Raw genomic sequence first — 15,253 nt, 5'->3', positions numbered from 1 at the left:
TCCATCGGCCGCGGGCGCGGATAATCGCCCGCCATGCCTTTTCGTGTTGCTACGTTTCTCATAGCATCGCTCCTGGTCGGGGCGGGTGCGACGGCGCTCCTGGGATGGCGGTACTGGTGGCTCGGCGCCTGGCTCGGCGCGGTGCTGTGGCTGGTGCTCGATGCCTGGCGTGCCGAACGTCTGCTGCGCGTGCTTCGCAACGATGCTGCCGGCCTCCCGAGCCGCGGCCCCGGCGTCTGGGGCGAGCTGTCGGAACGCATCCGCAAGCTGCTGCGGGAGCGCGAGCAGCAGACGCGGCAGGCCGAGGAGCGGCTCCAGGAGTTCCTCGCCGCCATCCAGGCATCGCCCAACGGCGTGATCCTGCTCGACGAGCAGGGCCGCATCGAATGGTGCAACCAGACCGCCGCGAACCAGCTCGGCATCCATGCCGAACGCGATCTTCTCCAGCATCTCGCCAACCTCGTGCGCGACCCGGCCTTCGTGGCCTACCTCGCCTCGTGGAACTACAGCCGCGACGTCGTGATCGACGCGCCCGGCCCCGCGCAGGTGCATCAGCGCAGTCATCCGATGCGGCTCTCGGTGCAGGTGCATCCCTACGCCGGCAACCGCCGCATGCTGCTCACGCGCGACATCACGGCACTCGAGCAGGCCGAGGCGATGCGGCGCGATTTCGTGGCCAACGTCTCGCACGAGATCCGCACGCCGCTCACCGTGCTGGCGGGCTTCGTCGAGACGCTGCAGAACCTGCCGCTCGACGCGAACGAACGCGCGCGCTATCTCTCCCTCATGAGCCAGCAGTCGCACCGCATGGAAACGCTGGTGAACGACCTGCTCACGCTGTCGCGCCTCGAAGGCAGTGCAGCGCCGTCGGGCAACCAGTGGGTGCGCGTGCGTGCACTGCTGGCCCAGTGCGAAGACGAGGGGCGCGGCCTCTCCGGGCGGCTCGCACCGCTCGGGCACCGGCTGTCCTTCGAGGTCGGCGCCGAGTCCGAGCTCTCGGGCGCGACGACCGAGCTCCAGAGCGCCATGTCGAACCTGCTGAGCAACGCCATCCGCTACACCCCGGGCGGCGGCGAGGTCGCGGTGAGCTGGCGGCTGCTGCCCGACGGCCGCGGCGAGTACGCGGTGCGCGACACCGGCCCCGGCATTGCCGCCGAGCACATTCCGCGCCTCACCGAGCGCTTCTATCGCATCGATCGCAGCCGCTCGCGCGAGACCGGCGGCACCGGGCTGGGGCTCGCGATCGTCAAGCACATCGCCCAGCGGCACGGCGCCGAACTGCGCATCGAGAGCACGGTGGGCAAGGGCTCGCGCTTCGCACTCGTTTTCCCCGCGAGCCGCGTGCGCGAAGCGCGCGTGCTCGCGAAGTCCTCGGCCTAGCCTGCGGCAGCAGGCGCCGGCAGCGAGCGCCGCATCGTCCAGCGCAGCAGCAGGCCGAACAGCACGGCCGTGACCGCCAGCGCCCCCGCGCTCATGAGCCAGAACGCGAGCGGCGACTGCATGGCGGGCCAGGGGCCCAGGCCGCGGTAGGCCAGCAGGTAGCTTCCGCCGAGTCCGAAGCCCCAGAGCAGGGCGCAATAGACGAGCAGCGGTACGAGCGTGACGCGGTAGCTTCGGAGCACGAACACGCACAGCGTCTGCAGTGCGTCGGCGAAGTGGTAGGCCGCCACCACCAGCAGCAATGCGGCGGCGAGCGCGACCACGGCCGGGTTGTCCGAATAGACATGGGCCAGCCTGAAGCGCAACGCCACCATCGCGCCCGCGAAGAACAGCCCGCACAGCGCGGTGAGTTCGAAGCCGAGCCGACAGGCGCGCCGCGCCCTCAGCGCTTGGCCGGCGCCGAGCCAGAAGCTCACGCGCGCGCTGGTGGCGATGGCGAGCGACAGCGGCACCATGTAGGCGACCGCCAGCAGGTTCGATGCGATCTGGTGCGCGGCCGCCGCGGCGGTGCCGAGGCGCGCGATGAACAGGGCCATCAGCGTGAACGAGGTCACTTCCACCAGCACCGCGAGCCCGCCGGGTACGCCGAGGCGCGCGAACTGGCCGATCTGGCGCCAGTCGGGCGCCTCGATGCGTTCCCAGAGCCGGTAGTCGCGGTAGAAGCTGCTGCTGCGCAGCAGCCATGCCGCGCACGCCAGCATGGCCCAGTTCACGCACAGCGTGGCCCAGGCACAGCCCACCAGGCCCATCGCGGGCAGACCCGCGCCGCCGAAGGTGAACCAGATCGACAGCGGCAGCTTCACGCCCAGCGAGCCGAGCTGCAGCCAAGTGACGACCTGCGGCTTGCCGAGGCTCTGGTTCAGCGTGCTGAAAAGGCGAAACAGCAGCGCGGGCGCCAATGCGAACGCGAGCACCGCGAGATAGGCCTCCACGCCTGCGCGCATGGCCGGCGGCACCTGGGTCCAGCGCAGCACCGCGCCCGGAAAGAGCAGCACCGCCATGCCCACGGCGACTGCGATCGCGGCCAGGTAGAGCGACTGCCGCACCGAGCGGCCGACCTCGCTGCGGCGGTCCGCGCCGTGGAGTTCGGCCCACACCGGCAGCAGCGCCTGCAGCACCCCCATCAGAGAGACGAACACGCTGATGAAGATGGCCGAGCCCACTGACAGCGCCGCCAGCGCGCCTTCGGCATAGCGGCCGGCCACGATGGTGTCGGTCACGCCGAAGGCCATCACGGCCAACTGGCCGACCAGCACCGTGCCCGCGTGCCGCGCGATCAGACCTCGTTCGCCGACCATCACTGCGCGGGCGCGACCTTCTGGTAGAGCAGCAGGTCGTCGGTCGCGCTGCTCGGACGCCGCAAGGTGCCGCTGAAGCGCCATTGTTCGAGCGGAATGATCGTGTGCAGGCGGCCGATGGTGTCGGGGCTCACCAGCAGCCAGGGGCAGTCGGTCCCGAGCAGCAGCGGCCGCAGGTTGAAGTGGCCGTGGTGCCGCAGCGCCGCGATGTGCGCACGGCTCAGCGCCAGCTCGGCCACGCACACCGGCTGGCCCACGCGCTCGCTCACCGCGCGCACCTGCGGCACGTAGCTGCGCGCGTAGTCGATCGGCGGCAGCCAGAGCGTCATCAGCAGCATCCAGCACAGGGCGGTGCCGCCGGCCGGCAGCACCAGCGTCTTCCAGAGCGCCGCGCGGTGGCGGCCGGTGCGCCAGCGCACCAGCCAGCACCAGGCGATGGTGGCGGCAAGCGCGAGGATGAACGGGACGAACGAGAACTCCGGCACGAAGCCGGGCACCAGCCGCGAGACGCTCGCCGCGGGCTTGGGCGGCACGCCGGTCTGCATCGCGATCCAGTAGATCCAGCCGAGCACCGCCAGGCCGCTGAAGAAGAGCACGTTGAACCAGTCGATCAGCGCGGCCGCGCTGCGCCGGAAGGTGGGCAGCGCGAAGGCCGCCAGCGTGGCGAGCGCGGGCAGCGCGAGCAGCAGGGAGCGGTCGGAGTAGTCGGTGGTCCAGGTGGCGGCGAGCGGCACCAGCGCGAACCAGAAGGGCAGGGCGACGTGCCGCGCGGTGAGCTGGCGGCGCCAGCGCCACAGCGTCCAGATCGCGAGCGGCCAGACCGGCCAGGTGAACCACACCAGCAGCTTGGCCTGGCTGCGCACGTCCCCCAGTACCGAGGTGCTGCTGGGATGGTCGCCCGGGAACTGGATCTTCCACTGCAGCAATCCGAGGCCGAAGGCCAGCGCCGCGGCGGCGAGTGCCACCACCACCATGGTCGCCAGCGCGCCGCGGGTGTAGCCGGGGCCTTCGTCGGCGCTCGTGGGTTCCGCCCTGCGCGCGGCGCGGCGCTCGTAGGCCATGAAAAGGGCGCTGCCCGCCGCCAGCGTGAGCCCGACCGTCGGGCCGCCGCTCAGCGTCATGCCGAGGGTGCCGACGACGAGTGCGATCACCGGGCCGACGCGGCGGTACGGCAGCGCGGCCACGCCGTAGAACAGGTGCGAGGCGAAATACAGCTGCGCCAGCGCCGGCGTGGTCTCGTGCCCGAGCTGCGCCAGCCCCAGGCAGGCGATCAGCGCCAGCAGCCCGCCGTCGGCGATCGCGCGGGCGTAGTCGGTCGGCCGCGCCTCGCCGCCGAAGGCGAAGGCCACCGGCTGCGCCCGTGCGGTGCGGGCGAGGTAGTAGACGGCGTACCAGGTGGCGGTGAAGGTGCCCCAGAGCAACAGCGCGAAGACGACGCGCACCGCGAGGTCGGGATGGACCCAGGCGGGTGCGATCTTGATCGCCCAGGCGCCGATCCAGTACGGAATGAGCGCGGGCGTCTCGGGCCGCAAGCCGAGCAGCATCGGGTCGAACCAGCGCGCGATGCCTTCGGTGCTGGCGGCCAGTTCCGCCATGTAGCCGAAGGCGGAGATGTCTGCGCTCTTCCAGGGGCCGCGTCCCACCAGGCCCGGCAGAAGGTAGGCCGCACACAACAGCAGCAGCGCCACGCGTGGCAGCCGGCGCACGGCGCTCTGGGCAACGATCGCAGGAGTGGGCTGGTTCACAAATTAAAGAAAGACGGCAGTCCTGGGAAAGAAAAAGGGCAGCGCGGTAAACCGGGCTGCCCTCGACGCGAAAGCGCGTGCTTTACTTGGAAGCAGCGCCGGCGGTCTTGCCGAAGCGGTTGCGGAACTTCTCGACGCGACCGCCCATGTTGTCGACCGACTTCTGCGTGCCGGTGTAGAAGGGGTGCGATTCGCTCGTGGTGTCGAGCTTGAACAGCGGCAGTTCACGGCCGTCGTCGGTCGTGCCCATTTCCTTGGTGTTCGCGCACGAACGGGTCACGAACTTGAAGCCGTTCGACATGTCGACGAACAGGACTTCGCGGTAATTCGGGTGGATGCCTTCTTTTGCCATGGTGTTTCCTTTGGGGTCGATGCGAGAGCCACAAGACGCCAACATGGACGCCTGTCCCGTCGGGAGACGACGGGATCGCGGGGCAAGACGCCCGGCTGCACTTTTCGCGGAGCCAGCGATTATCGCATACTGGCCCCTTTGCGCGGAAGATGCTCCCGATGACCCCCAGAACCCTGCGCGCCGGCCTCGTGGGCTACGGCTTTGCCGGCCAGACCTTCCATGCGCCCGTGCTCTCGGCCGTGCCCGGGCTGGAACTGGCGGCGGTGGCGAGTTCGCAGCCGCACAAGGTCCGTGCGGACTGGCCGCACGCCGCGGTGGTGCCCGATGCGGCGGCGCTCGTCGCCCGCGCCGACATCGACCTGGTCGTGGTGGCAACGCCCAACGCGCAGCACCATCCGGTCGCGAAGGCGGCGCTCGAAGCCGGCAAGCACGTCGTCGTCGACAAGCCGTTCACGCTCGACGTGGCCGAGGCGCGCGAACTGGCATCGTTGTCACAGCGCAACAGCCGGGTGCTCGCCGTCTACCAGAACCGCCGCTTCGACGCCGATTTCCTCACCCTCAAGGACCTGCTCGCGAGCGGCGAACTCGGCCGGCCCGTGTACCTGGAATCGCATTTCGACCGCTTCCGCCCCGAAGTCAAGGCGCGCTGGCGCGAGCAGGCCGTGCCGGGCGCCGGGCTCTGGGTCGACCTGGGGGCGCATCTGGTCGACCAGGCGGTGCAGCTTTTCGGCCGTCCCGACACGCTCCAGCTCGACACCGCCGTGCTGCGCGACGGCGCGGTGGTCGAAGACTACTTCCATGCCGTGCTGCGCTACGAGCAGGGCGCCCATGCGCCGCTGCGCGTGGTGCTGCACGCGACCACGCTCGCGGCGCATGCGGCGCCGCGCTACATCGTCCACGGCACCCGCGGCAGCTACGTCAAGCACGGCGTGGACGTGCAGGAAGACGCGCTGCGCGCCGGGCAGCGGCCGCCGGCCGAGGCGTGGGGCGTCGATCCGCTCGACGGAGAACTCACGCTCGTGGCCGGCGACGGTGCCGTGAGCACGCGCCGCGTGCCCACGCGGGCGGGCAACTACACCGACTACTACGCGGCGGTGCGCGACGCGATCCTCGGCAGCGGGCCGAACCCGGTGCCGCCCGAGCAGGCCGTCGCGCTGATGGAATTGCTCGACCTCGGGCGGCGCAGCGCCGAGGAAGGCCGCGCGCTGCCGGTGGCCTGAGCCGAAAAAAGAAAACCCGCCAGAGGCGGGTTTCCTTGCAGGCTGCGCCCTGCGGCACCGGCCGCAGAGCCGGGGGGCTTCACCCCCCGCGACGCATCATGTCGAAGAACTCGACATTGGTCTTCGTCGCCTTCATGTTCTTGAGCATCAGCTCCATCGACTCGATCTCGTCCATGTTGTACATGAGCTGGCGCAGGATGCGGGTCTTCTGCAGGATCTCGGGCGCGAGCAGCAGCTCTTCGCGGCGGGTGCCGCTGCGGTTGAGCTGGATCGAGGGGAACACGCGCTTTTCGTACAGGCGGCGGTCGAGGTGGATTTCGGAGTTGCCGGTGCCCTTGAACTCTTCGAAGATCACTTCGTCCATGCGGCTGCCGGTGTCGATCAGCGCGGTGCCGATGATGGTCAGCGAGCCGCCTTCTTCGACGTTGCGCGCCGCGCCCAGGAAGCGCTTGGGGCGCTGCAGCGCATTGGAGTCGACACCGCCGGTCAGCACCTTGCCCGACGAGGGCACGACGTTGTTGTAGGCGCGGGCGAGGCGGGTGATCGAGTCGAGCAGGATCACCACGTCCTTCTTGAGCTCGACCAGGCGCTTGGCGCGCTCGATCACCATCTCGGCCACGTGCACGTGGCGCGCGGCGGGCTCGTCGAAGGTCGAGGCGATGACCTCGCCCTTCACGGTGCGCTGCATCTCGGTCACTTCCTCGGGCCGCTCGTCCACCAGCAGCACCATCATGTGCACCTCGGGGTAGTTGGCGCTGATCGCGTGGGCGATGTGCTGCATCATCACCGTCTTGCCGCTCTTGGGCGGCGCGACGAGCAGGGCGCGCTGGCCCTTGCCGATGGGGGCGATGATGTCGATGATCCGGCCCGTGATGTTCTCGTCGCTCTTGATGCCGTCGCGCTCGAGCTTCATCTGCTCCTTGGGGAACAGCGGCGTCAGGTTCTCGAACATCACCTTGTGCTTGTTCTGCTCGGGCGGACCGTCGTTGACCTTGTCGAGCTTGGTCAGCGCGAAGTAGCGCTCGCCGTCCTTGGGCGTGCGCACCTCGCCTTCGATCATGTCGCCGGTGTGCAGATTGAAGCGACGCACCTGGCTCGGCGAGATGTAGATGTCGTCGGTGCTGGCCGTGAAGCTGGTGTCGGGGCTGCGCAGGAAGCCGAAGCCGTCGGGCAGGATTTCGAGCACGCCGTCGGCGAAGACCTGCTCGCCGGCCTTGGCGCGCTTCTTGATGATCGCGAACATCAGCTCCTGCTTGCGCATGCGGCCGACGTTTTCGATCTCAAGCGCCTCGGCTTGCTTGAGGACTTCAGACACGTGGAGTGCCTTGAGTTCGTTTAAGTGCATGGAATGACCCCTCGCGGGGCAATCGATCGAACAAACGGGGGGAGGTTTGATGTGAGGCGAGAGCTGCCTCACAAACCGGGGAACTCGACCGGATCTGAAAGAGCCGGTGATCTGCGGGAGATTATGACAGGAAAAATGTCCCGGCCAACGCCTTGCACGTTGGCCGGTCGAAATGCGTCAGGCGAGCTGCTGGTCGATGAAGGCGGTGAGCTGTGCCTTGCTCATGGCGCCGACCTTGGTGGCGGCGAGCTGGCCGTCCTTGAACAGCATCAGCGTGGGGATGCCGCGGATGCCGAACTTGGCGGGAATGTCGCGGTTCTCGTCGACGTTCATCTTGGCGATCTGCAGCTTGCCTTCGTAGGCGGTCGATACTTCGTCGAGGATCGGCGCGATCATCTTGCAGGGACCGCACCATTCGGCCCAGTAGTCGACCAGCACCGGCTGGCTGGACTTGAGCACGTCGGCTTCGAACGAGGAATCGGAGATGTGTTTGATCAGGTCGCTGGCCATGGATGTGTCCTTGTGCGCGGAGAGTTTCGGTGCAGCTAAAGTGCTGGTCATTGTGACAGAAACCAAGGTGCGGGGTCCCCGGCGGAATGCTATGGCGCCGATAGCGAAAGCCCTCGGCGCACCGCCGCACACCACCCTCCAGATCCCGCGATGAACATCAACGAAGCCCATCCCGTCCAGGCGCTGTGGTGCGACCCCGCCGACGGCGTGATCGCGCGCATCGCACGCGCCGTCGCGGAGCGCGGGCTGCAGGCCGCGCGCACCGTGGTGCTGGTGCCTTATGCGCAACTGATGGGCGTGGCGCATGCCATGTGGGCGCGCTGCGGCCACGCGGGTTTCGCGCCGCGCTTCGAGACCACGCGCAACTGGGCGCGCAGCATCGAAGGCTTCCTGCCCACCGGCTACGACATCGCCTTCGACATGGCGCGCGACCTCGTCACCGCCCAGGCGCTGCTGTCGCAGGCCGGCTTTGCCGCCGAGCGCTTCGCGCTGGCCGGGCGCGTGGTCGAACTCGCCTACCAGCTCGCACCGCTCGCGGCCGCGGCCCCGCCCGAAGCGCGCGGCACCGAATGGGCGCAGCGTGCAGCCGCCGTGGCCGAGGCGGGCAGTGCCTCCGAGTGGTTCCGCACCGAGAGCGCGCTGATCCGCGTGGCCGTGGCATGGGCGGCCAATTCGGGCTATGCCACCGACGTGCTGCTGCGCGAGGGCGTTCGCACGCAGGTCGATGCACTCATCGCGCTCGAAGGCTTCCAGGTCGATCCGCTGACGCAGACGCTGTGCGGTCTCTGGGGCGACCGTGCGATCCATCTCTCATTGGTGCCGGCGGCACCGTCCGCGATGAGCGTTGGCGCGCACGAGGCCGCCGACGCCGAGGACGAGGCGCAGCGCGCCGCCGCCTGCGTGCTGCGGCAGTTGGCGGAAGGCCGTGCGCCGGTCGCGCTGATCGCCACCGACCGTGCGCTCACCCGCCGCATCGGCGCGCGGCTGCAGGCCCACGGCGTCACGGCGCACGACGAGACCGGCTGGAAGCTGTCCACCACGCGCGCTGCCGCCACCGTGATGAGCGCGCTGCGCGCCTGCGCGCACGACGCCGGCAGCGACCAGGTGCTCGAATGGCTCAAGAGCGGCGGCAACGGCGATGCGCTCGCCGTGCAGGCGCTCGAGGCGCGGCTGCGGCGCGAAGGCGTGCGCGAGTGGTCCGCCTGGTGCGCCCAGGCCGCGCGCAGCGAGAAGCCGCAGGACGTCGCGCTGCTGCCGTTCACCGAGGCCGTCGAGGGCCGCCGCATGGCCATGGCCCGTTCGCGCCCGCTCGCCGACTGGCTGCGCGCGCTGCGCGAACTGCTCGAGGCCGGCGAGCAATGGGAGCCGCTCGCAGCCGACATGGCGGGCGCCAAGGTGATCGGCGCGCTGTGGCTCGACGGCGATGCGCACGGCGACGAGGGCGACTTCCCCGGCGGACGCCACACGCTCGCCGAGTTCAGCGCCTGGGTCCGCGACGTGCTCGAGGACGCGAGCTTCGTGCCGCCGGCGGGCAGCGAGCCGCCGCTCGTCGTGGTGCTGCCGCTGCATCAGTTGCTCGGCCGCGCCTTCGGTGCCGTCGTCATTCCCGGCTGCGACGACCGCCGCCTGCCGGCGTCGCCGGAGCCGCCCGGCAACTGGAGCGCCGCACAGCGCGCCGACCTGGGCCTGCCTTCGCGCGAGGCGCTCGAGACGGCGCAGCGATCCGCCTGGGCGGCAGCCCTGTGCAACCCGCATTGCGAAGTGCTGTGGCGGCAGTCCGACGCGAGCGGCGAACCGGTGCGGCCGAGCCCGCTGGTGCAGGCCCTGCAGCTCGACCATGTGCTGCAGCCCGCCGACGATCCGCGCCCGCCGCGCGAGGTGGCGGTGCGCCCGACGCTGTATCCCACGCCCTCGGGTGCGCTGCTGCCGCTGAAGAACATCTCGACCAGCGTCTACGAAGACCTGCGACGCTGTCCCTACCGCTTCTTCGCGCTGCGCCAGCTCGGCCTGCGCAGCGCCGACGAGCTCGACGCCGAGGTCGACAAGCGCGACTTCGGCAACTGGCTGCATGCGGTGCTGGGCCACTTCCACGAGGCGCTCAAGGCCGCGCCCACCAGCGACACGCTGGATCGCATCGCGCTCATCACGCAAGCCTCCGAACGCGCGACGCGCGAGTTCGGGCTGTCCGAGGCCGAGTTCCTGCCCTTCGCCGCGGCATGGCCGGCGGTGCGCGACGGCTATCTACAGTGGCTCGCGGGGCACGAGGCGAGCGGCGCCGTGTTCGAGGAAGCCGAGCCCTGGAAGGAACTGCCGCTGGGCCGGCTGCAACTCGTCGGCCGCCTCGACCGCATCGACCGGATGCCCGACGGCCAGGCCTTCGTGATCGACTACAAGACCGAGTCGGCCGCGGTCACCAAGGAGCGCGTGAAGGACCCGGCCGAGGACACGCAGCTCGCTTTCTATGCCGCGCTGCTGGCCGACGACACGCTGCGCGCGGCCTACGTCAACGTCGGCGAGAAATCCTCGGGCACGCAGACCGTCGAGCAGCCGCTGGTCGGGCCGGCGCGCGATGCCCTCGTGGCCGGCATCCTCGACGATTTCGACCGCATCGCCGCGGGCGCGGCGCTGCCACCGCTGGGCGAAGGCGCGGTGTGCGAGTACTGCGCCGCGCGCGGGCTCTGCCGCAAGGACTTCTGGGGCGACCAGACGCCCTGGCTCGGCGTGCCGCCCGGCGCGGCCGCGCCGCCCGAGGGCGAGACGCCGCCGCTGCGCGACACGCCGGCCGCCGCCGGCGGCAGCGAACGCGCCGAGGAGGACCTGGCATGAACGGCGCCGCCTACGAGCACAACGGCCGCCACGTCACGCGCGAGGCCTTCTACACCGTCGCCTGCGATCCGCGGCGCTCGGTCGCCGTCGAGGCCTGTGCCGGCGCGGGCAAGACCTGGATGCTGGTCTCGCGCATCCTGCGCGCGCTGCTGGAAGAGGGCGATTCGGCCTGCGAGCCGCACGAGATCCTCGCGATCACCTTCACCAAGAAGGCGGCCGGCGAGATGCGCGAGCGGCTCGACCAGTGGCTCGAACGCTTCTCCGCCTGCAACCCCGAGGTATTGACCGGCGAGCTCGTGGCGCGCGGCATGTCGCGCGTAGCCGCGGCGGCCGCGGTGCCGCGCCTGCAGGGCCTCTACCGGCGCCTGCTCGAAGGCGGGCGGCCGGTGCAGTTCCGCACCTTCCACGCCTGGTTCGCGGGGCTGCTGCGCAATGCGCCGCTCGCGGTGCTGCGCGAACTCGGCCTGCCCGCGAACTACGAGCTGCTCGAGGACGATGCCGAGGCGCGCGCGCGCACCTGGCGCCCCTTCTTCGAAGCCGTGACTGCCGACCGCGAGGCGCTGGCCGACTACTACGCGGTGGTCGCCACCTACGGTCGTTCGCAGACCGCCAAGGCGCTCGGCGAAGCGCTCACGCGCCGGGTCGAGTTCTCGCTCGCCGATCCCGCATCGGCAGTGGAGCACTTCGGCGTTCGCCATCCCTCGATGGCGGGCCTCGACGAGCCCACCGACGCCCTGCGCGGCGACATCGCGCGGCGCCGCTGGCTCGACCGCGCCGCCGCACTCGGCCGCGAAGCCAACAAGACGCCGCAGAGGGCCGCCGAGGCGATCATCGACGTGTTCGGCACCGGCGAGCCGGCGCGCGAGTCGCTCGCCGCCGCGCTCGCGCACCTGCGCAAGAACTTCTTCGTCGCGACCGAGGACCGGCTCAACAAGAACCTGCAGAAGTACCCCGCCGCGCAGGAGGCCGAAGCCGAGCTGCAGACGCTCTGCGCCGCCCAGTCGCAGCATGCGGCCTGGCTCTACCAGCAGCGCATGACGCGGCTCACGCGGCTGCTGATCGCCGCATTCGCCCAGGTCAAGCGCGCCCACGGCTGGGTCGACATGAACGACGTCGAACAGGCCGCGCAACTGCTGCTCGGCCAGTCGGCGCTCTCGGGCTGGGTGCAGGAGCGGCTCGACGCGCGCATCGCGCACCTGCTGATCGACGAGTTCCAGGACACCAACCCGCTGCAGTGGCAGGCGCTGTACGGCTGGCTCAGCGCCTACACCGGCGCGGGCGGGCAGGCGCCGCGCGTCTTCATCGTGGGCGATCCGAAGCAGAGCATCTACCGCTTCCGCCGCGCCGAGCCGCAGGTCTTCATCGCGGCGAAGAAGTTCGTGCGCGAGGGGCTGGGCGGCGAGCTGCTCAACTGCGACCACACGCACCGCAATGCGCGCGCGGTGGTCGGGCTGGTCAACCAGGCCATGCTGGCCGCGCAGCAGGCGGGCGAGTTCGACGGCTACCGCGCCCACACCACCGAGCGCAACGACGAAGGCGAACTGCTCCAGCTGCCGGCCATCGACCGCGATGCACTCGACGACGGCACGGCTGCCGACGCCGGCGAGCCCGACGACGGCGCGCTGCTGCACTGGCGCGACAGCCTCGTCACCCCGCGCGTGCTGCCCGAGGAGCAGCTGCTGCAGAAGGAATGCGACCAGGCCGCGCGCTGGATCGCGCAGTGCATCGCCGACGGCACCGCGCCGCGCCAGATCATGGTGCTCGCACGCCGCCGCAGCCGGCTCGCCGCGATGCAGGACGCGCTGCGCCAGCGCCACATTCCCGTGCAGCAGCCCGAGAAGAACGAACTGCACGACGCGCCCGAAGTGCAGGACGTGGTGGCGCTGGTCGATGCGCTCGTCTCGCCCGCGCACGACCTTTCGCTGGCGCGCGCGCTCAAGTCGCCGCTTTTCGGCGTCGGCGACGACGCATTGGTGCAACTGGCCCTGAGGCAGCGCGAGCAGCCGTCGCTGAGCTGGTTCGGCCTGCTCCAGAAGGGCGAGAACCTGCCGCCGGAACTCGTCGAGGCCGGCGTCAGGCTCAAGCGCTGGCAGCGCTGGCTCGTGGCGCTGCCGCCGCACGATGCGCTCGATGCGATCTTCCACGATGGCGACGTGCTGGCCCGCTTCGGCGCCGCCATGCCGCCGGCGATGCGGCAGGGCGCGCTCGCCAATCTGCGCGGGCTGCTCGCGGCCTCGCTGGAGATCGACGGCGCGCGCTTCACCACGCCCTATGCGCTGGTGCGCGCGCTGCGCGCAGGCGGCGTGCGGGCGCCCGCGGTCGCCGTGCCCGACGCGGTGCAACTGCTCACCGTGCACGGCGCCAAGGGGCTCGAGGCCGACACCGTGCTCATGCTCGACTGCGACGCCGCGCCGCCGCGCGCGCAGACCATGGGCGTGCTCGTCGAATGGAAGGGCGGCGACAGCGCGCCCACGCGCTTCGTGTTCCTCGCCAGCGAGAGAACGCCGCCGGGCTGCGCCACCACCTTGCTCGAGGAGGAGCAGCGGGCGCGCCACCGCGAGGAGCTCAACGGCCTCTATGTGGCCACCACGCGGGCGCGCGAGCGGCTGGTGCTGTCCTCGGTGCGTCCGGCGCGGCCCAACGAGGGAAGCTGGTGGGCGCGGCTCGCGCCGTCCTGCACCCCGGTCGAGGTCGACGAGCCGCTCGTCGCGCTGCCGGTCGAGACGCGCGAAGCCAGCTTCGTCGTCAAGCAGATGCCGCCGCTGCCCGCTGCCGTCGCCGCCGCTGCGACCGTGCCGAGAAAGGCCGAGGCCGCCACGGTCGACGCGCGCGCTGCTGCCTTCGGGCAGGCGATGCACCGCCTGCTCGAATGGGCCGTGCCCGGCGAGGCGCTGCCGCCGGCCCATGTGCGGGCGGTGGCGCGCGAGTTCCTGCTCGACGCGCAGCAGGCGCGCGGCGCGGCGACGCTGGCCGAGCGCATCCGCGCGGGCGCGGGCGCCTGGGTGTGGGACGATCGCAGGGTCGACTGGCACCGCAATGAAGTCACGCTCGTCCACGAAGGCGAAACCCTGCGCATCGACCGGCTGGTGCGCGAGCGCGACAGCGGCGCCTGGTGGATCCTCGACTACAAGTCGGCCGCGCGTCCCGAGCGGGATGCCGCGCTGATCGCACAGATGCAGCGCTACCGCGCGGCCGTGCAACATGCCTACCCTGGTGCCACGGTGCGCGCCGCGTTCCTCACCGGGCAGGGCGAACTGGTGAATCTCGAATGACTGTTCCTCCCACCGTCGCCGTGATCGGCGGCGGCCCCGCCGGCCTCATGGCGGCCGAAGTCCTGAGCGCCGCGGGCGCGCAGGTGCACCTGTACGACGCGATGCCCTCGGTGGGCCGCAAGTTCCTGCTGGCCGGCCGCGGCGGACTGAACCTGACGCACTCGGAACCCTTCGAGCTGTTCGTGAGCCGCTTCGGCGAGCGCCGTGCGCAGCTCGAACCGATGCTGTCGCGCTTCGGGCCGCAGCAGGTGCGCGAATGGGCCGCCGGGCTGGGTGTCGACACCTTCGTCGGCACCTCGGGGCGCGTGTTCCCCGCCGACATGAAAGCCGCGCCGCTGCTGCGCGCCTGGCTGCACCGGCTGCGCGCCGCCGGCGTGCAGTTCCACATGCGCCACCGCTGGATCGGCGACGGTCCGTTCGAGCCCGGCGCGCTGCGCTTCTCGACCCCGGGCGGCGAGACGCAGGCGAGGGCGGACGCGGTGGTGCTCGCGCTCGGCGGCGCGAGCTGGTCGCGGCTGGGTTCCGACGGCGCGTGGCTGCCCTGGCTGCAGGCGCGCGGCGTGGGTGTCGCGCCATTGCAGCCGGCCAATTGCGGTTTCGATGGTGCGGGCTGGAGCGCGCATTTCGCAAGCCGGTTCGCCGGCCAGCCCTTCAAGTCGGTCGCGATCGCGTTCACCGACAGCCAGGGGCGCCGTTTCGCACGCAAGGGGGAGTTCGTCGCGACCGCCACCGGCATCGAGGGCAGCCTCGTGTATGCCGCATCGGCCTTGCTGCGCGACGAGATCGCCGCGCAGGGCAGCGCGACCCTGCTGCTCGACCTCCTGCCCGACCGCAGCGCCGAGCAGGTGCAGGCCGCCGTCGCTCATCCGCGCGGCGCGCGTTCGCTCAGCAGCCACCTCAAGAGCCGGCTCGGCCTCGAAGGCATCAAGATGGGCGTGCTGCACGAAGTGCTGGACCGCGACGCGATGCACGATGCCGTGCGGCTCGCGACGACGATCAAGGCCGTCCCGCTGCGCCTGGTCGCGCCACGGCCGATCGACGAGGCCATCAGCACGGCGGGCGGCGTGCGCTTCGATGCGCTCGACCCACGGCTCATGGCCGCGGCAATGCCCGGCGTGTTCATTGCGGGCGAGATGCTCGACTGGGAAGCGCCGACCGGCGGCTACCTGCTGACCGCCTCGATGGCCAGCGGCGCGGAGGCCGCGCGGGGCGTGCTGGCTGGCGGGTTTTGAGTGCGCGCTGCGT

General features: G+C 70.9%; 10 protein-coding genes. 5 read left to right on the top strand and 5 right to left on the bottom strand.

Going from position 1 to position 15,253, the window contains the following annotated elements:
- Positions 1 to 33 precede the first annotated feature (33 nt).
- Positions 34 to 1,380 carry a phosphate regulon sensor histidine kinase PhoR gene (gene phoR, locus M2165_RS23435; RefSeq protein WP_280816970.1) on the top strand — a complete coding sequence of 449 codons (1,347 nt, stop codon included), beginning with the start codon at positions 34 to 36 and terminating at the stop codon, positions 1,378 to 1,380.
- Here phoR and M2165_RS23430 read toward each other — a convergent pair.
- From M2165_RS23430 to M2165_RS23420, 3 genes are all read right to left on the bottom strand, one after another.
- Entirely contained in the window at positions 1,377 to 2,738 is a 1,362-nt protein-coding gene (locus M2165_RS23430; protein WP_280816969.1) for an MATE family efflux transporter, read from the bottom strand. The genes phoR and M2165_RS23430 overlap by 4 nt on opposite strands.
- Positions 2,738 to 4,483, bottom strand: coding sequence for a hypothetical protein (locus M2165_RS23425; RefSeq protein WP_280816968.1), 1,746 nt, complete (start codon positions 4,481 to 4,483; stop codon positions 2,738 to 2,740). Before M2165_RS23425 ends, M2165_RS23430 begins: the two co-directional genes overlap by 1 nt.
- An 82-nt stretch (positions 4,484 to 4,565) precedes the next feature.
- Positions 4,566 to 4,835: a type B 50S ribosomal protein L31 gene (locus M2165_RS23420; protein ID WP_280816967.1), complete on the bottom strand. Its 270-nt coding sequence runs from the start codon at positions 4,833 to 4,835 to the stop codon at positions 4,566 to 4,568.
- A 158-nt stretch (positions 4,836 to 4,993) separates the two neighbouring features.
- On the opposite strand from M2165_RS23420, the gene M2165_RS23415 reads away from it, so the two are divergent.
- The gene (locus M2165_RS23415; protein WP_280816966.1) at positions 4,994 to 6,055 is read left to right on the top strand and encodes an oxidoreductase; all 1,062 of its coding nucleotides are present in this window, start codon (positions 4,994 to 4,996) and stop codon (positions 6,053 to 6,055) included.
- Between the two features lie 79 nt (positions 6,056 to 6,134).
- Here the strand turns inward: M2165_RS23415 and rho are convergent, their stop codons facing one another.
- Entirely contained in the window at positions 6,135 to 7,400 is a 1,266-nt protein-coding gene (gene rho, locus M2165_RS23410; RefSeq protein WP_012747432.1) for a transcription termination factor Rho, read from the bottom strand.
- A gap of 177 nt (positions 7,401 to 7,577) precedes the next feature.
- Complete coding sequence (gene trxA / locus M2165_RS23405; RefSeq protein ID WP_280816965.1) at positions 7,578 to 7,910, bottom strand: thioredoxin TrxA; 333 nt, start codon at positions 7,908 to 7,910, stop codon at positions 7,578 to 7,580.
- 156 nt (positions 7,911 to 8,066) lie between these two features.
- Here trxA and M2165_RS23400 point away from each other — a divergent pair, with 156 nt between their 5' ends.
- From M2165_RS23400 to M2165_RS23390, 3 genes are read left to right on the top strand one after another with little or no spacing between them, the layout of a single operon-like run.
- Entirely contained in the window at positions 8,067 to 10,736 is a 2,670-nt protein-coding gene (locus tag M2165_RS23400) for a PD-(D/E)XK nuclease family protein (protein WP_280817605.1), read from the top strand.
- Positions 10,733 to 14,008, top strand: coding sequence for a UvrD-helicase domain-containing protein (locus M2165_RS23395; protein ID WP_280816964.1), 3,276 nt, complete (start codon positions 10,733 to 10,735; stop codon positions 14,006 to 14,008). Before M2165_RS23400 ends, M2165_RS23395 begins: the two co-directional genes overlap by 4 nt.
- Positions 14,005 to 15,240 (top strand): TIGR03862 family flavoprotein, encoded by a 1,236-nt coding sequence (locus M2165_RS23390; protein WP_280816963.1) that lies wholly within the window; start codon positions 14,005 to 14,007, stop codon positions 15,238 to 15,240. Before M2165_RS23395 ends, M2165_RS23390 begins: the two co-directional genes overlap by 4 nt.
- The last annotated feature ends 13 nt before the right edge of the window (positions 15,241 to 15,253 follow it).

The sequence above is a fragment of the Variovorax sp. TBS-050B genome (assembly GCF_029893635.1).
GTDB lineage: Bacteria > Pseudomonadota > Gammaproteobacteria > Burkholderiales > Burkholderiaceae_C > Variovorax.
This window is presented reverse-complemented; position numbering and strand designations above follow the sequence as displayed.